This is a genomic window from Bifidobacterium thermacidophilum subsp. thermacidophilum DSM 15837 (assembly GCF_000426425.1).
Taxonomy (GTDB): Bacteria; Actinomycetota; Actinomycetes; order Actinomycetales; family Bifidobacteriaceae; genus Bifidobacterium; species Bifidobacterium thermacidophilum.
The window spans coordinates 323,294-347,811 of record NZ_AUFI01000007.1; the positions used below are offsets into that span (position 1 = coordinate 323,294).

General features: G+C 56.6%; 17 protein-coding genes. 8 read left to right on the forward strand and 9 right to left on the reverse strand.

Features of this window, described 5'->3' with window-relative positions:
• Window positions 1-44: 44 nt before the first annotated feature.
• The 9 genes from K315_RS0103745 to dnaA all read right to left on the reverse strand — a co-directional run bounded on the left by K315_RS0103745 (window position 45) and on the right by dnaA (window position 14,800).
• Window positions 45-1,259 (reverse strand): VanZ family protein, encoded by a 1,215-nt coding sequence (locus tag K315_RS0103745; protein ID WP_044085926.1) that lies wholly within the window; start codon window positions 1,257-1,259, stop codon window positions 45-47.
• A gap of 93 nt (window positions 1,260-1,352) precedes the next feature.
• Window positions 1,353-2,567, reverse strand: coding sequence for an alpha/beta hydrolase (locus K315_RS0103750; protein WP_029576250.1), 1,215 nt, complete (start codon window positions 2,565-2,567; stop codon window positions 1,353-1,355).
• 551 nt (window positions 2,568-3,118) lie between these two features.
• Window positions 3,119-3,628: a DUF3566 domain-containing protein gene (locus tag K315_RS0103755; RefSeq protein WP_029576251.1), complete on the reverse strand. Its 510-nt coding sequence runs from the start codon at window positions 3,626-3,628 to the stop codon at window positions 3,119-3,121.
• A gap of 141 nt (window positions 3,629-3,769) precedes the next feature.
• Window positions 3,770-6,448: a DNA gyrase subunit A gene (gene gyrA, locus K315_RS0103760; protein ID WP_029576252.1), complete on the reverse strand. Its 2,679-nt coding sequence runs from the start codon at window positions 6,446-6,448 to the stop codon at window positions 3,770-3,772.
• 123 nt (window positions 6,449-6,571) lie between these two features.
• The gene (gene gyrB / locus K315_RS0103765; RefSeq protein WP_193345924.1) at window positions 6,572-8,611 is read right to left on the reverse strand and encodes a DNA topoisomerase (ATP-hydrolyzing) subunit B; all 2,040 of its coding nucleotides are present in this window, start codon (window positions 8,609-8,611) and stop codon (window positions 6,572-6,574) included.
• A 307-nt stretch (window positions 8,612-8,918) separates the two neighbouring features.
• Window positions 8,919-9,398 (reverse strand): DciA family protein, encoded by a 480-nt coding sequence (locus tag K315_RS0103770; RefSeq protein ID WP_029576254.1) that lies wholly within the window; start codon window positions 9,396-9,398, stop codon window positions 8,919-8,921.
• A complete protein-coding gene (locus K315_RS0103775; protein ID WP_044085924.1) occupies window positions 9,395-10,888 on the reverse strand; it encodes a DNA replication/repair protein RecF in 1,494 nt (497 codons plus the stop codon). The genes K315_RS0103770 and K315_RS0103775 overlap by 4 nt, the downstream gene beginning before the upstream one ends.
• Before the next feature lie 251 nt (window positions 10,889-11,139).
• Window positions 11,140-12,264, reverse strand: a complete 1,125-nt coding sequence (dnaN, locus tag K315_RS0103780; RefSeq protein WP_029576256.1) for a DNA polymerase III subunit beta — start codon at window positions 12,262-12,264, stop codon at window positions 11,140-11,142.
• 595 nt (window positions 12,265-12,859) lie between these two features.
• Complete coding sequence (dnaA, locus tag K315_RS0103785; RefSeq protein ID WP_029576257.1) at window positions 12,860-14,800, reverse strand: chromosomal replication initiator protein DnaA; 1,941 nt, start codon at window positions 14,798-14,800, stop codon at window positions 12,860-12,862.
• A 356-nt stretch (window positions 14,801-15,156) separates the two neighbouring features.
• Between dnaA and rpmH the strand changes: the two genes are divergently transcribed.
• From rpmH to K315_RS0103830, 8 genes are all read left to right on the forward strand, one after another.
• On the forward strand, window positions 15,157-15,291 hold the full coding sequence (rpmH, locus tag K315_RS0103790) for a 50S ribosomal protein L34 (RefSeq protein WP_015451361.1): 135 nt from the start codon (window positions 15,157-15,159) through the stop codon (window positions 15,289-15,291).
• Between the two features lie 16 nt (window positions 15,292-15,307).
• Window positions 15,308-15,748, forward strand: a complete 441-nt coding sequence (rnpA, locus tag K315_RS10165; protein WP_081666379.1) for a ribonuclease P protein component — start codon at window positions 15,308-15,310, stop codon at window positions 15,746-15,748.
• Between the two features lie 9 nt (window positions 15,749-15,757).
• Window positions 15,758-16,069: a membrane protein insertion efficiency factor YidD gene (yidD, locus tag K315_RS10170; RefSeq protein WP_015451360.1), complete on the forward strand. Its 312-nt coding sequence runs from the start codon at window positions 15,758-15,760 to the stop codon at window positions 16,067-16,069.
• Between the two features lie 3 nt (window positions 16,070-16,072).
• Complete coding sequence (yidC, locus tag K315_RS0103795; RefSeq protein ID WP_029576258.1) at window positions 16,073-17,080, forward strand: membrane protein insertase YidC; 1,008 nt, start codon at window positions 16,073-16,075, stop codon at window positions 17,078-17,080.
• Window positions 17,081-17,292: 212 nt separating this feature from the next.
• Window positions 17,293-17,859 (forward strand): Jag family protein, encoded by a 567-nt coding sequence (locus K315_RS0103800; protein WP_029576259.1) that lies wholly within the window; start codon window positions 17,293-17,295, stop codon window positions 17,857-17,859.
• A gap of 363 nt (window positions 17,860-18,222) precedes the next feature.
• Window positions 18,223-18,921: a 16S rRNA (guanine(527)-N(7))-methyltransferase RsmG gene (gene rsmG / locus K315_RS0103805; RefSeq protein ID WP_029576260.1), complete on the forward strand. Its 699-nt coding sequence runs from the start codon at window positions 18,223-18,225 to the stop codon at window positions 18,919-18,921.
• Between the two features lie 2,625 nt (window positions 18,922-21,546).
• Window positions 21,547-22,491, forward strand: a complete 945-nt coding sequence (locus tag K315_RS0103825; protein WP_029576261.1) for a ParA family protein — start codon at window positions 21,547-21,549, stop codon at window positions 22,489-22,491.
• Window positions 22,492-24,042, forward strand: coding sequence for a ParB/RepB/Spo0J family partition protein (locus K315_RS0103830; protein ID WP_029576262.1), 1,551 nt, complete (start codon window positions 22,492-22,494; stop codon window positions 24,040-24,042).
• Window positions 24,043-24,518: the final 476 nt, after the last annotated feature.

The window sequence follows — 24,518 nt, forward strand, 5'->3', positions numbered from 1 at the left end:
CCCCTGTTGTCTCCACTGAGATTTCCCGTGGAGACAACAGGGGATTACCGCTCGAAGAATGTTGATGTATCGCCGATTTGTCCGTCATTCTGGCGATTGTGGACCGCGTGGAGTGTCTGCGCACCATCAGCATCATTGACCCGGCCGGCATTGTCAGCATCATCGCCATCAGTACCCACACGCCCCGATTCGGCGTTACCCGGCGCGTAATCCCAAGGCATCTGCTTGAATATCAGCGCGAACACCGCGACAACGAAGACCAGCAACCCACTGTGTGTGTCCTTCTGCAGCAGCGTGAGCAAGAACCATCCGCCGATAATCGTCGTACGGATCGCATAGAACAATACCCGTTGCCATCCGTGGCGTTCACGGGTTTCCATACTCATGTGGGTGAACATGCCTCCGAGTGTCTGCCCGCGGTGCGTCGCCGGAATCCACAATTCGAATATCAGGAATGATGCCATGCCGAGCACGGTGACTATGGTGTTCAACGATTCGACGTGGATGACGACACTTGCCAGCTGGAACGTCCCGTCGGGCAGCGGCTTGGCGATGGCGTGGAACAGCCAGACGACAATAATGCCCAACGGGTAGTATCCCAAGATCACCATAATCATATCGATTGCGAAGGTCACCCCGCGGTGCACAATGCCGGGCCGGTGGTTGATTTCCGTCTGGTCAACCGGTTTTGGCGGCCACCGCCGGTCGCACAGCTTCGCGATGCCGTACCCGACGAGAGCGCCCAAGGTATTGGTCAGCAGGTCATCGACATCGAATTGCCGATACGAGCATGGGTAGATACCCCAAAATCCACTCAGCTGTGTCAATTCGATTGCCAGTGACAGCAGAAAACCGACGATGACGGTATGGCCGATATTGCGCCGCAGGAACCGCATAAGCAGGAATCCGAGCGGCATGAACAGCACGATGTTGAGCAGCAGCTGCATCACCGCCGATACTCCGCCGGTGGCGACGTCCTGAATGAATTCAAGCGGGTTGAGCTGCGGCGAAAGATGGTGTGTGGCGCAATACCGGTCAGGTTCGTCCGGCATCGGGTACTGCGTGAAGGTGAGCAGACCGACCACGTACAGCACGCTCAGATACGAGCCGATGGTCGAGGCGAGCCGCAGACGGTGCTCGTGATGGTAGAGCAGCGCCAGAATCGGCAGGGTCAGGAACGCTGAAATGAACGGCCAGAGCAGCAGCGCAATCAGCAGCGGTGTGCCGAAGGTCTTGGCGTACAGGGTTACGATACTCATCGTGCAACAACACTAGCGCAAAGGCTGGGGGATATCTTTCAAGCGGCACGGCGATTCCTGAGAGCATGCCGACGAGCGAGGCTGGTGAAGAGATCAGAATTTTGCCAAGGCTTCATCCACCCATTTGGTGGGAATGACACGCCGCCACGCCATCATCGACGCCCACATGGTGACGATGCGGAAATACTTGCGCCGCGCATCCGGCTTGGACATGCTCAAATCATGCAAACCTCCGCGAATCGTCGCCAGCGCGACCACATCGCCCAGATGCAGCGCTGCCTGACGGATCGCAGTAATGTCCAGCACACTGTCGGCTTCGCGCATGCCTTCATCCCATGTGGATTGCAGCATCATTGACTTGTCCGAAGTACATACAAGGACCGGGATCTGGATGTCAAGATTCTTCGCAATCTCGTCCTGCCCGTTGTAGATTGCCTGCATCCAGCCTGCCCGCGTGAGAAATTCAACACCCGGATTGAGCGGGTGGTCAAGATAGTCCCATTCGCCTCCGGTCGACCGTTTGATGCACCGGGCATAGAATCCCGGGTCGCGCATCGGCATCACGGTTTTGCCGCCGCGCAGCCGATACATCTGCACGACCGGCGTGGACAGCAGGCGGAACATGCGGTTGCCTTGCAATTCAAGCCAAGGGGAATTCAGCGCTAGTGCCTCGACATGGTGAGGATGTTCGGTATTGACCCACAACGAAGCGCTCAGTCCGCCTTGGGAGTGGGCGATCATCAGAATGCGGACGTCCTTGCCTTGTTCTTTGACGATCTGGTCACGCAAGGCGTTGAATTCCAGACGATATTCGTGCAGATCCTCGATATATCCGGGGGTCTGGTAGGGACGGTAGGATCGCCCGAATTTGCGCAAATCCACGGCGTAGAAGGGGATTCCCAGCGATTCCCAGTATTCGGATGCGTGCCGGCGGTAGAAATAGTCGTTCCACCCGTGCACGTACATGATGGCCAGACGATGGCCGCGCACGCTGAAATGCCAGCGCCGCCACCGTTCCTGCAAGGTGAGTTTCGACGGGTCCTTGCGCACGAAGGTTGCTACAATCTCACCCTCGGCGTCCTCACCGAGGTGGACGGTGGCCTGTTGATACCCTTCGAGCACGGAATCGGGCTTCCACGGATCCACGTAGGAGTAGGAAGCCTGCGGGTCTTTCGAGGATGATGCCATCGGAGATGATGCCGTCCGAGCGGCCAATGCACTGTCCGACAACACCGCCGCATAGGTGTTGCCCGTTGCAGCCGCATTATCCGGGATGCTGGACACTGGGGGCTGTCCGGTATCCGACATGGTCGCCTCCTTGTTCGTATGACCTGCTCTTCGGTCATCTTACGCAGGGCACGATGACGTTCGCCGTCGGCATGTCCCGCCAGCTGTTTAAGCAATCACGTGTTCCGAGGAACGTTGCGGTCGTAGGCGTGTCAGGCATTGAACCTGCGTTCCGTGTTTTCCCCGCCATCGCGAACGCGATCAGGACCGCCATGGCACCAAGGTGATGTCAGTTGCGTATGCCAGGACATACGCCGAGCGTCAGAAACAGGCACCCCACAGACCATACGCTCCGCCGACACGATGCTGCGCATGCCCAGACATACACAAACCAACAGATACCAAAGGATTCCGCCATTCTTCCGCGCCTTCCGTCCGGTCGCACATGCCAGCGCATACATCACCTGACGGAATGTTTCCGGCAATACCTTTGGCTCGGAAATGCCCGACAAACCGACAAACCATTGCACCCAATACCGCATTACCCTAGGCCGCATATACGATCAGGGGCAGCCCGGAGTACCGGAACCGCCCCTGATCGGCTGAAAAGACCATGGATATGGGAATGGCTGTCAGTCGTCACCCAAAGTCACGTGGACGCCGCCGACAAGCGAGCTGACCACGTTATACAGCAGCGCGAAAATCGTCACCAGCAGAGTGAACAGCACCACGCCGATGATGGCGAGGATGGTCACCGTGCTCAGCACCGTGCTCAGCGAGAGCACGTCGGCGAGGTTGAATCCGCTGGAATCAAGGCCTGTCGAAGAGACGATCTGCGTGACTTGGTCGAACACGCCCGCCATGTTCAGCACCAGCCACAACAGCGCCGCCGCCACAATCTGAATGATGCCCCCGGCCACACTGAGCAGGAAAGTAACCTTGGCCACCGACCAAGCGTCCACTCGTGTCAGGGACAGGCTCATACGCCGTGCGCGCGGCGTATGGTGCCGACGCTTGTTCGCAGCCGCGGCACGCGCCGCAGACGGCATCGGTGCCTCGTTGCCGGTACTGATCGGCTGGTTCGAGACGGTCCTGCCTACGCGTGGTTCGCGGCGCCCCTCGCCGTCGACGTATTCGCTCATTGTTTCTCCTTGGACGTTCCGACTGCCTTCGCCTGATTAGTGAACCTACCAGTGTTCGGGGACGATTGCCGCTCTGATGGCAAGGTCTGCACACTATCCGACGGGCCGCGCCATGGTATTTTGACGCGGCCCGCCGCCAGTTCACTGCTGCGCGCCTTGTGCGGCCGCGGCCTCATCCGCGTGCTGATCATGCTGATCGGCATCGGTCTGGTCGTTCTCGTCGTCGTCATCCTTCTCGGCGTTGCGCGCGATGGCGAGGATTTCGTCGCCCTTGTCAGGCTTGGCGAAGGTCACGCCCTGCGTGGTTCGGCCGGTCCGCTTGACTTCGGACACATCCGAACGGATGACCTTGCCAGACTTCATGATGGCCATGACCTGGTCGTCTTCGCTGACCACAAGCGCACCGACAAGCGAGCCGCGGCCTTCCGCCAGTTGCAAGGCCTTGGCACCGAAGCCGTTACGGCCTTGCAGACGATATTCGCTGATGGCCGTGCGCTTGGCGAAGCCCTCGTTGGTGACCACGAACAGATCCTTGTCGCTGTCACCCCAGATGACGTCCATGGACAGCAGTTCATCGCCGTCACGGAACTTCATGCCCTGCACGCCGGCGGTCTGGCGACCCATCGGACGCAGCTGCTCGTCGTCCGCACGGAACTTGAGACTCATACCGTGCTTGGAAACGAGGATAATGTCGTCCTCCGGGTTGCACAGCGCGGCGCCGATCAGCTCATCGGTCGGCTCCCCGGTCTCGGGGTCAGCGGCCAATCGCACTGCAATCAGGCCGCCCTGGCGAGGCGAATCATATTCGGCGAGGCTGGTTTTCTTGACCTTGCCGGACCGCGTGGCAAGCACCAGATACTTGGCGACCTCGTAATTCGGAATCGACAGCACCGCCTGGATGGTCTCGTCGGGGGCGAACTGCAGCAGGTTGGCCACATGCTGGCCCTTGGAATCCCTCGACCCTTCGGGCAACTCGTAGGCCTTGAGCCGGTAGACGCGACCCTTATTGGTGAAGAACAGCAGCCAGTTGTGCGTGCTGGTGAGGAAGAAGTGGTCGACCACGTCGTCCTCGCGCAGCTTGGTACCCTTGATGCCCTTGCCGCCGCGGTGCTGGGCACGGTATTCGTCGGCCTTGGTGCGCTTGATGAAGCCGGAATGGGTGACCGTTACGACCACGTTCTCCTCGGCGATCAGGTCTTCGACGTTCATCTCGCCCGAATACGGCAGGATGCGGGTGCGACGTTCGTCACCGTACTTCTCGACGATTTCGTCAAGCTCGTCGCCCACAATCTGACGCTGGCGCTCCGGCTTGGCGAGGATGTCGTTGTAATCGGCGATCTTGCGCTGCAATTCCTCGTGTTCGTCGAGGATCTTCTGCCGTTCGAGTGCAGCGAGGCGGCGCAGCTGCATCGCGAGGATCGCGTCCGCCTGCACATCATCGACGTCCAGTAGGTCTTTAAGGCCTTCACGGGCGGTGTCCACGTCCTTGGAGGAACGGATGAGGGCGATGACCTCGTCGATCATGTCGAGGGCCTTGAGATAGCCCTGCAAGATGTGGTCGCGCTCTTCGGCCTCACGCTTCAAATACCGGGTACGGCGTTCGACGACGTCGAGCTGATGGGAGACCCAGTGACGGATGAACGCATCCAGGCTGAGCGTGCGCGGCACGCCGTCAACCAGGGCGAGCATATTGGCACCGAAGGTCTGCTGCAGCTGGGAATGCTTGTACAGGTTGTTGAGCACGACCTTGGGGACAGCATCGCGCTTGAGCACGAGCACCAGACGCTGGCCGGTACGGCCCGAAGTCTCGTCTCGCATGTCGGCGATGCCTTGGATTTTGCCGTCGCGCACCGCCTCGCGGATGGAGACGACCAGACGGTCCGGGTTGACCTGATATGGCAGTTCGGTGACCACCAGGCACATACGCCCGTTGATTTCCTCAGTGTTGACCACGGCACGCATGGTGATCAGGCCACGGCCGGTGCGGTACGCCTGTTCGATGCCCTTGTGGCCGAGAATAGTCGCGCCAGTCGGGAAGTCCGGTCCCTTGATCCGTTCGATGAGCGCGTTGAGCAGTTCTTCGCGGCTCGCTTCCGGGTGGTCGAGCGCCCAGTGCACGCCGTCCGCCACCTCGCGCAGGTTGTGCGGCGGGATGTTGGTGGCCATGCCGACGGCGATGCCGGCGGAACCATTGACCAACAGGTTCGGGAAACGGCTCGGGAGCACGGTCGGCTCTTGAGTCTTGCCGTCGTAGTTGGGCACGAAATCGACGGTGTCCTTGTCGATGTCGCGCACCATTTCCATGGCGAGCGGGGCCATACGGCATTCGGTGTAACGCATGGCGGCCGCCGGGTCGTCGCCCGGGGAGCCGAAGTTGCCCTGACCGTCCACAAGCGGATAGCGCATGGACCACGGCTGGGCCATACGCACGAGCGTGTCGTAGATGGCGGCGTCGCCGTGCGGGTGGTATTTACCCATAACGTCGCCGACGACGCGGGAGCACTTGTTGTAGCCGCGATCCGGGCGGTATCCGCCGTCGTACATCGCGTAGATGACGCGACGGTGGACCGGCTTCATACCGTCACGCACGTCCGGCAACGCACGTTCCACGATGACGGACAGTGCGTAGGCGAGGTAGGATTCGCGCATTTCCTGCTGCAAATCAATCGGTTGGACGCGCTGGCCTTTCACCAGGCCGTAATCGGTGTTGTCGGCTTCCTGCGGGCTCAACGGCTCGTGGTTGTTGTCCAGCCCGTTGAGCTGGTCGTCATTGCTCGACCCGCCGTCTTCCGGGGTGTTGGTGTTGTTTTCGTCTGCCACGGTAGATCCTTCGTGTTCTTGTCCATCCTCTTCGGATGGCTAGCCTGATGCACGGCTAGTGATGAAGTGTGCTGGTTTCCGTACCGAAATCCTTGGAAAACCGCGGATTCCGGCGTTGTACGGTCACGCGTCGATGAATCGTGCGTCGTGCGCGTTGCGCTGGATGAACAGGCGCCGGGGCTCGACCTCGTCACCCATCAGCATGGAGAAGGTCTCGTCCGCCTGTGCCGCGTCCTCGATATGGATTTGCTTGAGAATGCGGTGGTCGGGGTCCATGGTGGTTTCCCACAGCTCCTGATAGGTCATCTCGCCCAGACCCTTGTAGCGCTGAATACCCTCACCCTTCGGCAGCTGGCGACCGGACTCCTTGCCCTCGCGCAGCACGCGGTCGCGTTCGGCGTCCGTATACACGAAGGAGTGCGGCCCCTTGGTCCACTTGATGCGGTACAGCGGCGGCATGGCCACATAGACATACCCTGCGGTGATCATCGGCCGCATGTAGCGGAAGAACAGCGTCAGGTTCAGCGTGGCGATATGCGCGCCGTCGACATCGGCATCTGCCATGATGATGATTTTGTGGTAGCGCACCTTGCTCACGTCGAAGTCTTCGCCGTAGCCGCCGCCGATCGCGGTGATCAGCGACTCGATGGTGTCGGACTTGAGCATGCGATCGATGGAGGCGCGCTCGGTGTTGAGGATCTTGCCTCGAAGCGGCAGGATCGCCTGGGTAATCGGGTTGCGCCCCTGGATGGCGGAGCCACCTGCGGAATCACCCTCGACGATGAACAGCTCGCATTCCTCCGGATTGTTGGACTGGCAGTCCTTGAGCTTGTCCGGCATACCGGCGGATTCGAAGATCGACTTGCGCCGGGTCGATTCACGGGCCTTCTTCGCAGCGATACGGGCGCGGGAGGCCTCGATCGCCTTCTGGATGATGCTTTTGGCTTCGGCAGGGTGTGCGTCGAACCAGTCGCCGAGCTTGTCGGTCATCACACGCTGTACGAAGGTCTTCGCTTCGGAGTTGCCGAGCTTGGTCTTGGTCTGGCCTTCGAACTGCGGGTTGGTGAGCTTGACGGACACGACGGCTGTCAGGCCTTCGCGCACGTCATCGCCGGAGAGATTGTCGTCCTTCTCCTTGAGGATGTTCTTCTCGCGCGCATACCGGTTGACAAGCGTGGTGAGCGCCGCACGGAAGCCCTCCTCATGGGTACCGCCTTCGGTTGTGGAGATGGTGTTGGCGAAGGTGTGCACGGATTCGGAGTAGGCGGTCGTCCATTGCATGGCGATTTCCGCGGAGATGCCGATTTTGAGGTCTTCCGCCTCGAAATCGATGATCTCCTCCTCGATCGGGTTGGTCTTGCGGGTTTTGACCAGATATGCCACGTAATCCTTGATGCCGTGCTCGTAGCAGTATGTCACGGATCGATGGAGTTCCTCGACCGGGTTGTCGCCGTCGCCGGTCACCTCGTCGCCCGCCTGGTCGATTTCACGCAGGTCGGTCAGAGAGATGCGCAGGCCGCGGTTGAGGAAGGCCATCTGCTGGAAGTGCGAACGCAGGGTCTCAAAATCGTAGACCGTGGTTTCGAAGATCTTCGGGTCGGCCCAGAAGGTCACGGAGGTGCCGGTCGATTCGCCGTCCTCCATGGGCTTGCCTTGGGCGAGCGGTGCCGTCGGATGCTGGTCGATGTACGTCTGGGTCCAATGGAAGCCCTGACGACGCACCTCGATCTCCATACGCGTGGACAGCGCGTTGACCACGGAGATGCCCACGCCATGCAGACCGCCGGAGACCGCGTAGCCGCCGCCGCCGAACTTGCCGCCCGCATGCAGCTTGGTCATAACCGTCTCAACGCCGGAAACACCTTCGCCCGGCACAATGTCAACCGGGATGCCTCGGCCGTCGTCCACCACGCGGATGCCGTTGTCCGGCAGAATGGTCACTTCGATATGGGTGGCGAAACCGGCCAAGGCCTCGTCCACTGAGTTGTCGACGATTTCGTAGACCAGATGGTGCAGGCCTCGCGGACCGGTCGAGCCGATGTACATGCCCGGGCGGATACGCACCGCCTCAAGCCCTTCCAGCACACGCAAATCACTGGCGTCGTAATGGTCCGGCGACAGCGAATCGTCAAGCTGTGCATTCTCGAGCTTGTCGTTGGCGATGGCGTCGTTGACCTTGTCGTTGAGTTCGGCCTTGGATTCATTACCTGTCTGCGATGGTACCCCGCCCTGCCCGGGCGCAGCATTGTTCAGCGAATCAGCTTCAGCGTCTGCCACACAAATTCCTTCCAGCACACCGCGCGGCGCCCCTGCCGACACGGTCGATATACCCTAGAACGAAAATAACGGGGCCTTCTAGGCGTTTTACAGTACTGTACGTGATTCTACACATCAAGGGGGACTTTGCGGCTCTGAGGGCAATACAAGGCATTCCGCGATATTTTGCGGTTTTTAAGCCCTCCATCCCATACTATCGCCGGTATCTGCCGTAGCGGCCACGGGTGAATGGATGCGCCTGCGGCCCGGTCACGCGAATCTGGGAGATATCAAGCCCGTCAAGACGTTCCTTGATCGTATCGGTCAGCTGCGGGATCATATACGTCAACGTCGTGGTCCATGCCGGGGATTCCGCCCGAATCACAAGGATTCCATCATTGAACGAGGCGACCACCGAGTGCTGTGCGATTTGTGGGCCGACCACTTGATCCCAATGGTTGCGCAGCTGGGCGAGCTTGAGATGGGGGGTCCAGTTGCCGTTTTTCGCCAGCAGGGTGACCAACGACCCGAGGGTGTTGGGGTCTCTGCCCGGTTTGCCGAAGCTCTCCCAGGCCTTTGCTTCGCGCTCTTGCCTGTCGCGGATGATGCCCGCCCGCGCGGCATAGCGTTGGAACACCTGCGCCGGCAGCTTTCTCGGATCAAGCTTGAGCATGCGTGCGACCGGCTTGTTCATGCCGATGCCTCGCCTTGCGCGTCGGCCTGTTGCCGGGCGGCCTTGATTCGCGCGACAGTCTCGTCCGTCAGCAGCTGCCCGGCTTGCTCATCGTCGCTTTGACGCCGGAGAGCGGCGATATCGACGATCCGCGCATGTGTGCCATACGGCGACAAATCAGGCACGTCTGCGGCCGCGGCGGCGGTTATCAGCACTTGGTCACGTCGGACGGCGAATTCGAGGATCTGCCGCCGACGCGTCTCATCAAGCTGGGCGAACACATCGTCAAGAATCACCATAGGAGCGTTGCCTGTAGCCCGCTCGACCAAGGCGGCAAGCGCCATTTTGAGCGCCAACGCCATCGTCCACATTTCGCCGTTGGACGCGAATTCCTTAGCCGGCACGCCGTCCAACGTCATGGCCATGTCGTCGCGATGAGGACCGATCAGATTCTGGCCGCGCGCCACTTCGCCCGGATAGATTCGTTGGAAATGCCGGCTGATCAGCTGATGCGGCTCGCCGTCTTCCAGCACCTCGTCGAATGAGGGGAGATAGGCGAGCGAGGCGTGCTGTTCACTTCCTGACAAGGCATCGTAGTTCTGGGAGAACAAGGGATCGAGCTGGTCGATGAGGCGCTTGCGCATACGCGTGAGTTCAACGCCTGACTCGATGAACTGCCCGGTCCAGATCTCCAGTCCGCTTAGCGCGGGTTGCATCGCGGCCGCCTGTCCGGCATCAGCATCGCTTGGGGCGCCCTGCCCGTACCGATCGCCGTATCGTCCGTCCTGAACGGAGGGTTTTCCCAGCTGTTTGAGCAGCGCGGCCCGTTGTCTGGCGAGTTTGGCGCATGTCTGGTGGACTTCTTCGTATCCTGGGATGAGCAGAGTCCCTGCCTGGTTGATGAATCCACGTCGGGTCGCAGGGTCGCCCGACACCAGACGCTGGTCTTCCGGCGTGAACGAGACGCTGGGAATCCGGCCGACAATGTCGCGCATGTACATCGAGGCGCCGCCGTCTATGCGTGCCCGGTTCGCCCCGTGGGCGCGAATGGTCAGTTCGATGGTGGTGTAGGGGGCGCGATCTTGGGTGTTGTGGTCTGGTTGCGCCGCATCGTCATGGTCGGAGGGTGAATTCTGAAGTGAATCCTGATTCGAATTCAGTTTTCCATTTTGCTCTTCAGAATTCGATTCAGAGGATTCTGGCGCCGATTCAGTATTGGCCGATTCCGCGACATTCCGCGGTTGCGACCCGGCCGCTTCGCCGTCTGCGGCGTTGGTATCCACGATATTAGCCCGGACCGTAGCCGAGTCATATCCTCGTTGGACGAGCGGAAGCGAGCTTGATGTTCTGTGACTCGACCCGGTGGACAGCACTTCGATTGCTTCGACCAAATTGGTTTTGCCCATGCCGTTGGCGCCCTGGATTACCGTGACTCCCTCAGGCAGGTCGATGATGCAATGGTTCCACGACCGGAAATGGTCAAGCGCCAGTCGTGAGACGATTACGCTCATCGCTGCCCGTCCTTTCTAGGTCTTTTGGCTGGCCACCAAAGCCTGTGGATAACTGGCGAATTGTCATATTCCGTGTCTGAGAAGGTTTCTCGTGTCCGACCGTCACATGAGACACGGCCGCGGAAGAATCCCACAGCGCCTCGTCGTTCAGTACGATCGTGCTCAGACAAGGATTTCGCCGTCGACAGGGTTATCCACACCACCTTGCCGACGGCGATTGCCTGATTCGGGCTCAGATGCCCAGTCCAGACTCAGTTGCTGAAGCGCATCGGAACCAGCAGATACCGGTAATCCATCGATTCGTCGGAATCCTGCTCCTGCTGGCCGTTGAATTCAACCGGCTTCACCGCTGTCGTCATCTTCATGCGCACGAATGGTTCGGTGATTGCGCTCAATCCCTCAATCAGGTAGGACGGATTGAATGCAACGGTGATGTCATCGCCGTCAAAATCGACATCGAGCACATCGCTCGCCTGATTTTCGTCGGCGACACCGGCGCTCAGCGTCAACTCGCTGCCGGAGAACGCCATCCGGATCGGTGCGTTGCGCTCCGCCACCAACGACACACGCTTGATCGAGTTGATCAGCTGCTGTTTGTCGATGACCGCCTGGATCGGATACTCGTCGGCGAACAACCGGTCGATTGCAGGGAACTCACCGTCGATCAGTTGGGATGTGGACACCCGGCCGGCGTTCTCGAAACCGATGAGCGAGGGGTTGTCCTGGCTGAAGTTGATGGTGACATTTTGGCTTTCATTCAACGTTTTGGCGATGTCGCGCAACAGCGAACCGCGCAGCAAGGTGTTGGTGGAGACATCCGGATTTTCCGGCGACCAGGTGAACGTTGCACGGGACAGACGGAACCGGTCGGTCGAGGTCATGACGACCTTGTCGCCTTTAAACTGCATGAATACACCGGTCAGCACCGGTCGTGTTTCTTCGCGCGAAACGGCCACGCACGCCTGATCCACCGCCTGATGGAAGGTTTCCCCGTCAACTTTGCCCAAAATCGGCGGAACGACTGGCAGATCGGGATATTCACTTTCCGGCATGAGCTGCATGGTGAACTTGCTCTTGCCCGAAGTGATGATCAGTGTCGAGTTTTCAGTGGACAGATACGTCTTCTCGGAAGGCAACGACCGGGTAATGTCCGCGAGAATCTTGCCTTGGACCACGGTGCTGCCTGATTCATCGATGCCGGCTTCGATGTGATCGCGCGCCGAGATTTCAAAGTTGAATGCAGACAGTTGGAGTGTTCCATCAATGGCCTCCAGCTTGATGCCTGCAAGGATTGGGCTTGCGGGACGTGCGTCGATGACCCGCGTGGTCCATGCGACAGCGTCCGCAAGCGAGGTCGTGTTCACTTCGACTTTCATGCTTCCTCGTTTCGATTGGTGTTCTGTGGCTATTCTAGCCGGACTTTCCGGCCAGATTCGTTCGTGCGAAGCATGCGCCATGATGATGTCGATGATGATACGTAAGAGAACAATAGCCTTCGTAATAATTCCGGTGGATAGTGTGGATAAGTGTATGCAGGCCTACAGCGACAAGACTTCGCAATCACTCACCGAATGTGGATAACTTCTGAATATCCTGTGCATAACCATAGGAGTTATCCACAGCGAGAAGGCCGCTGAAAAGTTATCCACATCGGAAGCCGAATCATCCACGAGTTATCCACAGCTTTTCTGGGGTTGCCCACGAGTTATTCGCACGGTTTACCCACAATTGTGAATAACGTGGTGGATAACTTTATTCTGAATTTTCCACAGCCACGGCGTGTTGCATCCACCATGGTGGACGATTTTGAATTCGTCAAAATCCTGCTGTGAGCGTCGTTGTCCTGCATGGAACGTGAGATCGGACGCAAGACATCACCCTGATAGAACACCTGATAGGACTGCCCGTAAGGCGCATTTCAAACCGGCACGCGTCCCGGGCACAGCTTGGTTGACCGGGCGGGGGCAGGGCTTATTGTTCGGCGGAATGATGCTTGAGACGAACAGTCAACTCCATGACGTAGTTGTACGTCTCCTGCTTTTCTTTCATCTCGTCGCTGATACGCGTGTAGGCGTGCATCACCGTCGTATGGTCGCGCCCGCCGAATACCTCGCCGATATCGACCAGGCTCATGCTGGTCATCTCACGGGCGAGATACATGGCGATCTGCCGCGCCAGCGCGATGTTCTTCGTGCGTGCGCGCCCCACGAGATCGTCAAAGGTCAGGTGGAAGTACTTTGCCACCTGGGTGATGATATCGGTGGGTTTGATCTCCACATCCGTTGAGAAGAAGTCCTGCAGGGTCTGCTCGGCAAGCGCGCGGGTTACCGGCTGGTTATTCAGTGACGCCACTGCGGAGACTCGTGTCAGCGCGCCTTCCAGCTCGCGGATGTTCTCAGTGAACCGTTCGGCGATGAGATCGAGCACATCGTTCGGTATTTGCATATGGTTCATCGAGGCGATCATGCGCAGAATCGCGATGCGGGTCTCCAGATCCGGCGGTTTGACATCCACGGTCAGGCCGGATTCGAATCGTGAAATCAGGCGGGCCTCGAAGCCTTTGAGGTTCTTCGGCGCCACATCGGATGCAATTACGATGCGCTTGTTCGCCTGATACAACGTGTTGAAGGTGTGGAAGAAGCTGTCGAGTGTCGCTTCCTTGCCGCCGAGGAACTGGATATCGTCGATGAGCAGGACGTCGACTTCACGGTAACGTCGGTTGAAATCAGCGATTTGGCCTTGGGACTGGTTCGGGTTCTGCAGCGCTTCGATGAATTCGTTGGTGAATTCCTCGCTGGTGACGTACCGCACTTTGAGCGTGGGGTCCTTGATCAGCGCGTAATTGCCAATGGCGTTGAGCAAATGGGTTTTGCCCAATCCGGAGCCGCCATAGATACACAACGGGTTGAAATCCTTGCCAGATCCCTCTGCCACCGCCATGGCGACGGTACGCGCGAAACGGTTGGAATCGCCTGGAACGAAGGTTTCGAAGGTCGCGTTCTTGTTGAGATGGGTTTCCGGATCGAGGGCAGGTCGATGCTGGTCGATGTTGAAATTCTCCCGATTCGGCACGCCGGAGGGCACGGTTGCCGGGATTTCGGGCTGATTTGGGCTGGGCGCCGGTGCTTGGTGCTGGGTGGCAGTAGACGGCATGGCCGCTGCAGAGCCCGGTTGGTCTGCGCCATAGTGCACTGGTTGTTGCTCGTATATCGTGGCGCCGGTCGGTTGCCCCATGTGTTGCGACTGGGCTGCCGGCTGCTGATATCCGGGGACATACGGGCTATATGCATCGGCGCCGTGTTGTTCATTGAATCCGGATGATTGTTGATATTGGCCAGGCATCTGGCCGCGGTCCTGATGCATCGTCGTCTCGGACTGCACCGGATGCGTGGTCTGGTGAGGCATCATCGCGGGTTGCTGGAACTCGGCGAATTGGGGCTGCGAAGCCTGTCCCGATCCCCATGCCGGGGTCTGCTGGACGGAAGATTGTGGCGTGGCCGACTGCTGCTGCCCGGTTGGGACATTCGTGTGGCCGGCGTAAGAGATTTCCCCTTGGACGTCGGGCCTCGGCGTGGTGTCGGGCCTCGGCGTGGTGTCGGGCATGGTGATGTCCGGCTGCGGGGCGAGCGGCTCGGGGTGCGGCTCAATCTTGAACGCCGGGAACATGTTCATTCCGGTGCACAATTTGAGCGCTTTGAGCAGAGGCTGGTTGAGGTCAGTCTGCAACGCCTTCTGCGTCGCGGCGTTGGTGACCGTGAGCACGATGGTGGTGCCGAACACGGCTTCGGGGATGACACCTTCGAACCATCCCTTGTCCCGTGCGGTCAATGATGCATCATGCTTGAGCACGGCGAGCACATCCGACCAGATATGCACGGCCTGGGTCGCCGGATCTTGCGAGCTGTTCGCCATGCGGCCATCCTTTCGTGCATACCTCGTGTTCCCGTCCGTATATGAGAACAATACCGTAGTGTATGTTTACACCGAATCCGGGAAGTTATCCACAGCCTTGCGTGTTGAAATTGCTGAAATGTGAATAACATCAGTGTGATTTGTGGATAACTTTTCCCTCGGTTTCGTTGTGATTGCAACGTTTTTTGGGAATTGTGGGGATTGATTCGCCGGTTGGTAAGCGATGTGGAAAACTCCGAAGAATTATCCACATGCTGTGTCGTGTTGACGAATGGGCAGGGGTGAGAGTAGTTTAGTAGAGCTTGACTCATGAGGAGCCGTGCTTTTGCATGGCTGAAAAACCGGGAGCGTAAATTATGAAGAGGACATTCCAGCCCAATAACCGCCGTCGTCACATGAAGCACGGGTTCCGCGCACGTATGCGTACCCGTTCCGGCCGCGCCGTCATCAACCGTCGTCGCGCCAAGGGCCGCAAGACCCTGTCTGCCTGAACCGGCGAACTGAGCAGTGGAGCGGCTTACAAGTCACCGTGACTTCGTCACCGTGCTGAAACGTCGCCGAAAAGTCAGCGACCATGACATCGTCGTGCACTATCTGGTGCGCGACGATTCACATTCATGCGCCCAATTGGGCGCTATCAGCACCCCAAACGCCCAGTCCGCTGAGACGGACGGGCATACGGATTCCACTGGCTCAACGCTTGGAACACCATCGCACCGACGTCTTGGGCTCGCCGTATCCAAATCGGTGGGGCACGCCGTAACCCGTAACAAGGTAAAACGCAGGTTCCGCGTCTTGGCGCGAAATCACGAGCAATTATTGCCCGATCATTGCGATATCGTCATGCGGGCGAAACCATCAGCAGCGCACGCGCCATTTGAATCCCTTGACCGACAGGTCGAGCGATTGTTCGCGTCCGTCGGCGCACGGGTGGCCCAAGGTAAGTAAGCGGTCGATATGTCAACTGCAACGCAAGCCGCGATTCGGGCCATCCGCTGGTATCAGAGGAATATCTCTGCGAATACGCCGGCACGGTGCAGGTACTATCCGACGTGCTCGAACTATGCCTTGCAAGCCATTCGACGCTTCGGCATAGTGCGTGGCGGAACACTGGCATTGTTGCGGCTGCTGCGATGTCGTCCCTGGAGTCGCGGCGGTATTGACGACGTTCCGCAGCGTTTCTCGCTGTTCTATCGATATTCCTGGTCGAAGGCCCATGAGGAGCCACGACTGACGCCACTGGCCTCGCACACGAAGGAGATGGCCTGATCGATGAATACCAATACTGATCAGTTCTTGCTTGACAGCGGCTTTTGGGGCTGGCTGTACAAGCTGTTGACCCCGGTCGAATGGCTGATGACCCAGATTATGGCCATCTTCCACAAGTTCCTGACACTGCTAGGCATGCCCGCCGTCGGTGTTTCTTGGGTGCTCTCCATCATCTTCTTGGTGATTGTGGTGCATGCGTGCATTCTGCCGATTTTCATCAAGCAGATGCGTTCGATGCGCAAGATGCAGGCGCTCCAGCCGGAAATGCAGCACATCCAGAACAAGTACAAGGGCAAGAACGACCAGGCCAGCAAGGACGCCATGAGCCGCGAGCTCATGAAGCTCTATCAGGACAACGACGCTAACCCCGCCGGCTCCTGCCTGCCGATGCTCATCCAGGGCCCGGTGTTCATGTGCATGTTCTATGTGCTCTCCGCCATCGAATACATCGCCAAGGGAAAGCGCGCCCCGCTCGGCGCCTTTGACAAGGCCACTGCACAGCAGTTCTCCGACAGCTCGAACTTCGGTGTGAACATCACCACGCGCTTCATGCACGCCGATACGCATGCGAAGATTGTCATCGGCATCTTCATCGCGCTCATGTGCTTCTTTATGTGGCTCATGCAGTTCTATAACATGCGGCGCAACCTGCCCCGAGCTTCGATGCAGGGCCAGCAATACCGCATGCAGCAGGCGATGACCTGGATGTTCCCGATCATGTACATCTTCTCCGGTTTGAACTTCCCGTTCTCAGTGCTGATTTACTGGCTGACCAACAACCTGTGCAACTTCCTGCGGTCGTTGTGGCAGATTTACACCTTCCCAACTCCGGGGTCGCCCGCTGCGGAAGACAAGGAAATCCGCGATCACAAGCGTGAGAACGCCCGTCGTAAGCGCGCCGGTGAGCCGTCGCTCGAGGAAGAGCAGCTGCAGAAGGCCAGGGACGAGGCCGCCCGTCGTGAAACCGAAGGATTCCAGCGTAAGCAGCCGCAGCGCAAGAAGAAGAAATAATTCCATGGTGGCGCCGGTATGTCAGGCTATACCGACGCCACCTGTGCGTTGACGGCATGGTATCAGCCGCGACGCCGGGTGTAATCCCCGCAGGAGCCTGAACCCCCGACCATGAAGACGGATGCGCCGAACAACATTTGTGATGCGCTCAGATGCGGCGAATTTCCGTCCATCCATTAGACTTGACCTATACAGCCGACAAGGAGTACCACATGGCACAGGATGATGAAAAGACTATCGACCAGCTCAATGAGGAAGCTGATATCGCCGCGGATTATCTTGAAGGCCTTCTCGACATTGCCGATTATGACGGTGATATCGAGATGGGCATTCGCAACAACCGACCCGTTGTGCAGATTGTTGCCGATGATGACGACGACATCAAGCATCTGGTTGGCAAGAATGGCGAGGTGGTGGACGCCCTGCAGCAGCTGTCACGGCTTGCGGTGCAGCAGAAGACGGGTGAGCGATCACATCTCATTGTGGATGTTGACGGATTCCTCAAGCACAAGCGTCAGCACCTGCGCGATATTGCGCTTGATGCCATCGACGAAGTGCGCGAGACCGGCAAGCCTGTCGATTTGAAGCCGATGAATTCCTTCGAACGCAAGGTGGTCCATGATCTGGTCCGCGAAGAGGGGCTGCGCTCCCGTTCGCACGGCGAGGAACCGAACCGTCATGTCACCATTTATCTCAAGGCTTCCGCTGTCGATGATGATCAGCATTACGATGATGAATATGATGACGAAGCTGATGAAACTGGTGACGTCGAAGCCTGATTTCAGTGGTTTTTGCTCGTCTGGTGATGGGCTTTGATGCTGAATGCGGTTGTGTGAATGCGTAGCTGCTGAGTGCTGCGTGTTTGCACAACCGCATTCTCTTTGAAACGGATGATGGTTGACTTCGGTGATTGGCCGTGTGGAGAGGTGTTGCTGGTGTTTGGAATGGCTGTGCGGTTGGTTGCTGTTGTTTGCTATTGGTTGTGGATGGGTTTGGTACAGCCGGTTGCCGCGGATCGTGGATATGCGGCCGATTCCGGCCGATTGTGTTAGGCTTCAACTGAATAAAATCTGATAAATAGCTGTATATGTATCATCCGGTGATTCGAGTACATTGAAATCATTACAGAAGGACGCACATTCATGATTGAACAAGAACAGACACCTCAAGATGCGGTTGTTGACGAGCTTGATGGTTCCACGCTGCCGCAGCAGATTTTGGGCGACGCCTACCCGGTGTTGCAACGCTTCCATGACAAGATCATGGCTGAAGGTGAGCCCCGTGGTTTGATTGGGCCTCGGGATGTTCATATTGTCTGGGAACGCCATATTCTGAACTCGGCCGCTGTGCTGCCCTTCATTCGTAAGGTCACTTCGCATGATGCCAAGAAGCGGGTCGCCGATGTCGGCAGTGGTGGCGGTTTTCCTGGCATTGTCGCAGCCGCATGCCTGCCTGACTGTGAATTCACTCTTATTGAGCCTATGGAGCGTCGTGTCGAGTGGCTCGAGGAGTGCATTCAGCAGCTCGGACTTGAGAATGTCAAGATTGTGCGTGCGCGGTCAGAGGAGATCATCAACCAGATTCGAAAGCATGATATCGAACCGTTCGCCGCGGTTACTTGCCGGGCGGTTGCACCGATGACCAAGCTTTCCGGTTGGACCCTGCCGTTGCTGAAGCCGCACGGCCAACTCATCGCTTTGAAAGGTCGTTCCGCACAGGTCGAACTTGATAAGGCGGAGAAAATGATTCGAAAATTCCACGGCGGTCATGCCCGTGTGTGTCTCGCGCCCGTGGGGGAGGGGCTTGAACCGACGCATGTGGTGTTGGTGGACAAGATGTAGGCAGCGCGCTGTGTTCGGTTTGAGGTTTTTCGCAGCATAGCCAGAAGCTGTTGAACCCCGGAATTCCTGCGGTTTTGGTGTTGTGTACTCGGTTGATTGATGCCTGGGCTATTACTGTGGATGCCGCTGATTACACATCTCACCCATAGAGTTGATGATACCGGGAACGGGGTGATGTTGGTGGAATGTTTCACGTGAAACATTCCACCAACATCGTGTTGGGCAAGGCTCGATGTTGGAATCAGCCGTGGTTGAGTACCGATGATAGTGCGGGTGGTATGCCTGCGAATTTTGTGAGTTGACGATTACGAAGTCAACGTAATGCCTTTGGCTTCGTGTTTTCTCATCCAACGTGTCCTTCTAGAAAACAGAATCCCGTCTTAACGGCAGAGGCGTTCGTCCTGTTTGCCAGTATGCCAATTGCGGTGACACCGTTGCCTCTATTACGCGGCGCAGTCGGGGTGTCGATGTGGTGTGCTCCTCTCGGTTACGTCTGTACGTCATGTATTGGATACATGAAACGATTGTGGACACACGAGTTCCCGGCATGAAACTATGTTCGAACACGAATCTCAGACCTTCAGATATGAATCAGCGAATGATTACTCGCATCACGACATGTCTACTCCTGCAATGGATTAGTCGCATCATCGGCACCACGATTTCCCTGTACGCCGGCGACTCGATGTTGGGAGCAGGAGAGTCGGATGATGTACTTATAGGTGAATTCCTCCAATTGTTGCCTCTGCCGTGATTTCGCTTTCTGTGTATGATTTGAATGTTCAACTACTGATGCACTGACTAGCTTTTCTGAAATTGCTAGTTGTGGATACTGTGACAAACTCGACTACGAGTTGTCTGTTGAAGCGATGATGTTTCACGTGAAACATCATCGATAGTTTGGGTGTTGTAATCAATACCAGTACACGAGTATCCTGCTGCACTGTTCTACTGCCAATATTGTTCTCTCAGTTCTCTCGCTAGTGTTTACATTTCCGTAAGGTGAGGGCTCACATCAAGAATTGTTCGTATTAGTCTACGAAGCTGATGTTTCACGTGAAACATCAACAGGCTTGCAGAACGGTGACTATAGATGTTTCGCCGATTAGATCCACACTCATTCAGATGACGAAAGTCTTGATACCGAATGACTTGCGCTGGGTCCATTGGGAATGACATGACCGGTGGCATTGAACACAGCTTGTGTCGGTCTGTAAGAACATGCCTGATACTGATAATGCTGATGGGATCTCCTGTAGGGTCGGGTAGTTGCCGCCTGTTGCCGGTTTCCAAATTCATCAGCGTTAGTGGGTGGTCGTGTGGGTGTCATTTTTCAAGGTCTCATATTGCAGGCGTATTGGGAACAGTATCCGCTGTGAATCCGTGGCTCGCCAATAGGATGACGTAGTCACACTATAATTGGCGAGAAATGCGCTAATAATGATAGCGCCGTCGAGACCTGGCCCCTCATCCAACAAGGTGGAGGGGAGTAATACTGAGAGTCTAGGTTGACACTGTTGAATAATACGTAGCGATGTGCGCCATTTGACAGGCGAATTCCAAATCAACGATGATGTTTCACGTGAAACATCGAAAGTTGAGTGAGTGTTCTTGATTGCATTCTGTTCCCCACCTACCTATGGATGCAGCGCTGGTGTGATTCTGTTTTGATAAACCCTCTCTAGGTGATAAACGGAGGCGGTTGACAATCTCTCAAAACTCGCTGGTTGCGGGATCGCAGAATCGGAATGTTTCACGTGAAACATCGTTCCATCAATTGTGTGCATGAGATGGTTCGACGAACAGTGCGAGGCAGGACGTATGGAATCAATCCTGTTGCTCATCATGCTGTTGCGCTCCAACCGGAGTTGTGTGCTGTGGCGTGATGAACCGCTCATACATGAATCCCGGTAGATCGGTGGTGTCACGTGGTCTGTTGATGTCGTATATCGCAGGGAGCGGAAATTCTGAATCCAAAACCAGCGCGCCCGCGCCTAGTGAGCGTATGAAGGAAACGCTGCATCACGTTGGACATGCTGGAATACTTCCGGGGCAGGAAAGCCATCAAGCCACAATTTGACATCTGCATAGAGATGTTAGATAGCCAGCAACGTAGTTCAGTACACCATGTTGTTCCTATATGCCTGAAGTGACATGGCAAGATTGATTCGCTTTGGGCAACACAATCAGCGATGAATTGCGTGGATGATAATAGCCACTCAACCGTATCGTCGCAACATTCTTGTCAATGTTTCACGTGAAACATTGACATCTGTTGATTGATTATCGGTTGTAATACGGATAGGGCAAATCAAGGTCTAGCACCGCTTATTCCCACTTCAATAAACTAGGTTATCCACATTTTCATGTCGCAAAAAAGTTATCCACAACAATCGTGTTTACCTTCGGGAAATGTTGTTTCCGCGATTTCCTGCGGTTTTGTGGCGAGATGAAACTAGGTTATCCACAGAGTTGTGCAATGTTGTCCACATTTATCCACAATGCGGTGGATATCTTGCTGGGCATGTCCAGTGCAATGGGGAAACTGGAACAACCGTATATCAAGGAGGAGCTTTGTCGACGGCTGCACAACGTTCAACAGGTCCAGAGCAAGGGGGTCGGTCCATGAATTCCGCCTCGGATATCATCCGTCGCATATTTGGTGATCAAGCGGATTCGCTCGGCAGTGAAATCGCAGAGGAAACCACCAGATATCAAGCTCTCCATATGGTGACGTTCCCCAAGCCGGCATTAACGCGGCGTATTGCCGTGGCCAATCAGAAAGGTGGCGTAGGCAAGACCACCACCACGGTGAATCTTGCTGCTGCTCTTGCTGATAGTGGAGCGAGGGTACTTGTTCTGGATATGGATCCTCAGGGCAATGCGTCTACTGCATTGGGTGCTCGCCACATTTCCGGTGAACCCTCGATCTATGACGTCATTGAGGGGCGTACGACTATTCGTGAAGCGATTCAGGAATGCCCGTCATTTGATCATATGGATGTCGTTCCGGCGTCTATTGATTTGAGCGGCGCGGAGCTTGAAATCGCCGATCTCGGCGACAGGACCGATTTGCTTAAGCATGCCTTGGATAAGTATCTAGAATCATGCGATGAGCCCTACGACTATGTGTTTGTCGATTGTCCGCCAAGCTTGGGCCTGTTGGTAATCAATGCGATGTGTGCTGTAACAGAAGTACTGATTCCAATCCAGGCTGAGTATTATGCGCTCGAAGGTCTGGGACAGCTCATCAACACCATTGGTTTGGTGCAGGAGCATTACAACCCTGTGCTGCTGGTGTCCACAATGTTGGTGACGATGTTTGACAAGCGTACGATTCTGAGCCGTCAAGTTTATGATGAAGTGAAGAGCCATTATCCCAATATCGTGCTCGACACGACGATTCCTCGTTCGGTCAAGATCTCAGAGGCACCGAGTTTTCAGCAGACGGTGATTGCATATGACCCGCATGGCATGGGAGCGATTGCTTATGGGGAAGCGGCTCTTGAAATTGCGAGGAGATCTCCGGCGGTTTTGGCAACTTTGGAAGCAAAACGAGGTGAGCACTGAATGGCAACGAAGTCACGTCTGGGCAAAGGGCTTGGAGCATTGTTCCCTGCATTGCCTGGAGATCCAAATGAGTCCAAACAACCGGCCGCTGAGCCGAATCATACTGCCGCAGTTGAGGCTGATGCCAGTACATTGGTAAAGCAGGACAAGGCATCTTCCGGCACATCGCAGCGTGAGAACAAGCATGCGCAGAATCGGACGCCTGCCCGTGATACGGCTTCGGTAGAGACACGACCGCAACATCAGCGGAAGCATGACGATGTTTCACGTGAAACATCTGCAACATCTGAAACATCGACTCATGCTGCATCTGCCAATACCAAGCAGCATGCGCATGGGCAGTCACGTTTGCAGCATCGGATGAGCATTCCGTCGCTCGAAGAAATGACTCATCCGAGCGACGTGTTCTTCGGAGCAATGCAATCAACGGAAACGGCTATAGAGAAGCGTGCCGCAGGCGAGAGCAAGGTACAGCAGAATCGCGCGACTGACGCTAAGACTGCGGCCAAAGGGGAAGCGTCCCGTGCTCGTTTGACCGAAGTGGTTGCCGATGCCGACAATGGAAATGGTTCGACGGACGCCGATGTTTCACGTGAAACATCGGCAGACGCTGATGGACGGAACGAAGAACTGAAGCCGGTGCACGGCGGTTATCTGGCCGAGTTGAGACTGGATGACATCGGCCCTAACAAAGAACAACCGCGAACCATCTTTGATGAGGACGAGTTGCGGGAGCTTGCCGAATCAATCCGCGAGGTCGGTGTATTGCAGCCGATTGTGGTGCGTAAGCGGCTTCAATCACAGATTGTGGCATCGGCGGAACATCAGGCGGATACCGACGATACCAACGATGTGATGCGCCGACCATACGAACTGATTATGGGAGAGCGCAGGTGGAGAGCCTCGCAGCTTGCGGGACTGGAGACAATTCCGGCGATTGTCAAGACGACATCCGACAACGAAATGCTTCGTGACGCGTTGCTTGAGAATCTGCACCGAGTCGCCTTGAATCCTCTTGAAGAGGCGGCTGCATATCAACAGATGATTGATGAGTTTGGACTGACCCAGGCACAGTTGTCGAAGTCCGTGTCCAAGTCAAGACCGCAGATTGCGAATACCTTACGGCTGTTGAATCTTCCGGCCTCAGTCCAGAAGAAAGTCGCCGCGGGTGTATTGTCTGCAGGGCATGCGCGGGCCTTGCTTGGGTTGTCCAATGAAGAAGATATGGACAAGCTTGCCAACAGAATCATCGCTGAGGGTCTTTCCGTACGCAGTACGGAGGAAATTGTCGCGTTGAAGACCATGGCGGGGGAGAAACCTAAGAAGGAGAACAAGAAGGTCGCGAACCCGTGGGCTGATTCTCCGATTCGGCAGCACCTTGAACAGCGCTTGGACACCAAGGTGACAATCAAGGGTAATCAGAAGAAAGGGCGGATCGAGATTACATTCTCGTCGCCAGATGATATGCAGCGGATTCTGGATATTCTGATGCCGCAGCAGCAGGAGGAGAATGCGTCTGCAGCCGCTGATGGGGAATCTGACTGGGTGTGATGCGAGGCGGATTTTCTGGACTCTTGAGCTGAAAACGCGGTGTGGCCGCAATCCAAGGTCTCCCCGGATTTCTGATTTGCAGCAGGAATCCGGGGATTCTGTTGTTCACTAGGTGATGGTGACTGCACTGTGCATGCCCGTGCTTGAATTCAGTCGGGAATCTGCTGTGATACGGCGTGTCGGGTTGTATCACCGGATATAAGGCATTCAGAATAATCAGAATACTTTATGGTAACTTTCAGCATCGAATGCCATTCAATCAGCGTTGCGCCGTGGTATATCACGGGATACGGGCTGGCACGGGTACGTGACAATCCCAGCTGGCGATAGATGACGACAGTCGGATTGTGGGCGCCGCTGCCGGCAATCAGTGGAGGTGAGGGAATGTCTCTGCCGATGATGGCGGAATTCGTTCGTATCGCAAAGACCGACAATCTGGTCACGCCGGGGCCACGGCGTAAGCAGATTGGGTGGTA

Bases quoted from the DNA above. Each gene is read 5' to 3' on its own strand.
- K315_RS0103825 (WP_029576261.1), top strand. From the start codon at position 21,547: ATGAATTCCGCCTCGGATATCATCCGTCGCATATTTGGTGATCAAGCG.
- dnaA (WP_029576257.1), bottom strand. From the start codon at position 14,800: ATGGCGAACAGCTCGCAAGATCCGGCGACCCAGGCCGTGCATATCTGG.
- K315_RS0103800 (WP_029576259.1), top strand. From the start codon at position 17,293: ATGGCACAGGATGATGAAAAGACTATCGACCAGCTCAATGAGGAAGCT.
- rpmH (WP_015451361.1), top strand. From the start codon at position 15,157: ATGAAGAGGACATTCCAGCCCAATAACCGCCGTCGTCACATGAAGCAC.
- K315_RS0103775 (WP_044085924.1), bottom strand. From the start codon at position 10,888: ATGAGCGTAATCGTCTCACGACTGGCGCTTGACCATTTCCGGTCGTGG.
- yidD (WP_015451360.1), top strand. From the start codon at position 15,758: ATGTCAACTGCAACGCAAGCCGCGATTCGGGCCATCCGCTGGTATCAG.
- K315_RS0103830 (WP_029576262.1), top strand. From the start codon at position 22,492: ATGGCAACGAAGTCACGTCTGGGCAAAGGGCTTGGAGCATTGTTCCCT.
- K315_RS0103750 (WP_029576250.1), bottom strand. From the start codon at position 2,567: ATGTCGGATACCGGACAGCCCCCAGTGTCCAGCATCCCGGATAATGCG.
- yidC (WP_029576258.1), top strand. From the start codon at position 16,073: ATGAATACCAATACTGATCAGTTCTTGCTTGACAGCGGCTTTTGGGGC.
- K315_RS0103755 (WP_029576251.1), bottom strand. From the start codon at position 3,628: ATGAGCGAATACGTCGACGGCGAGGGGCGCCGCGAACCACGCGTAGGC.
- rsmG (WP_029576260.1), top strand. From the start codon at position 18,223: ATGATTGAACAAGAACAGACACCTCAAGATGCGGTTGTTGACGAGCTT.
- dnaN (WP_029576256.1), bottom strand. From the start codon at position 12,264: ATGAAAGTCGAAGTGAACACGACCTCGCTTGCGGACGCTGTCGCATGG.
- K315_RS0103770 (WP_029576254.1), bottom strand. From the start codon at position 9,398: ATGAACAAGCCGGTCGCACGCATGCTCAAGCTTGATCCGAGAAAGCTG.
- K315_RS0103745 (WP_044085926.1), bottom strand. From the start codon at position 1,259: ATGAGTATCGTAACCCTGTACGCCAAGACCTTCGGCACACCGCTGCTG.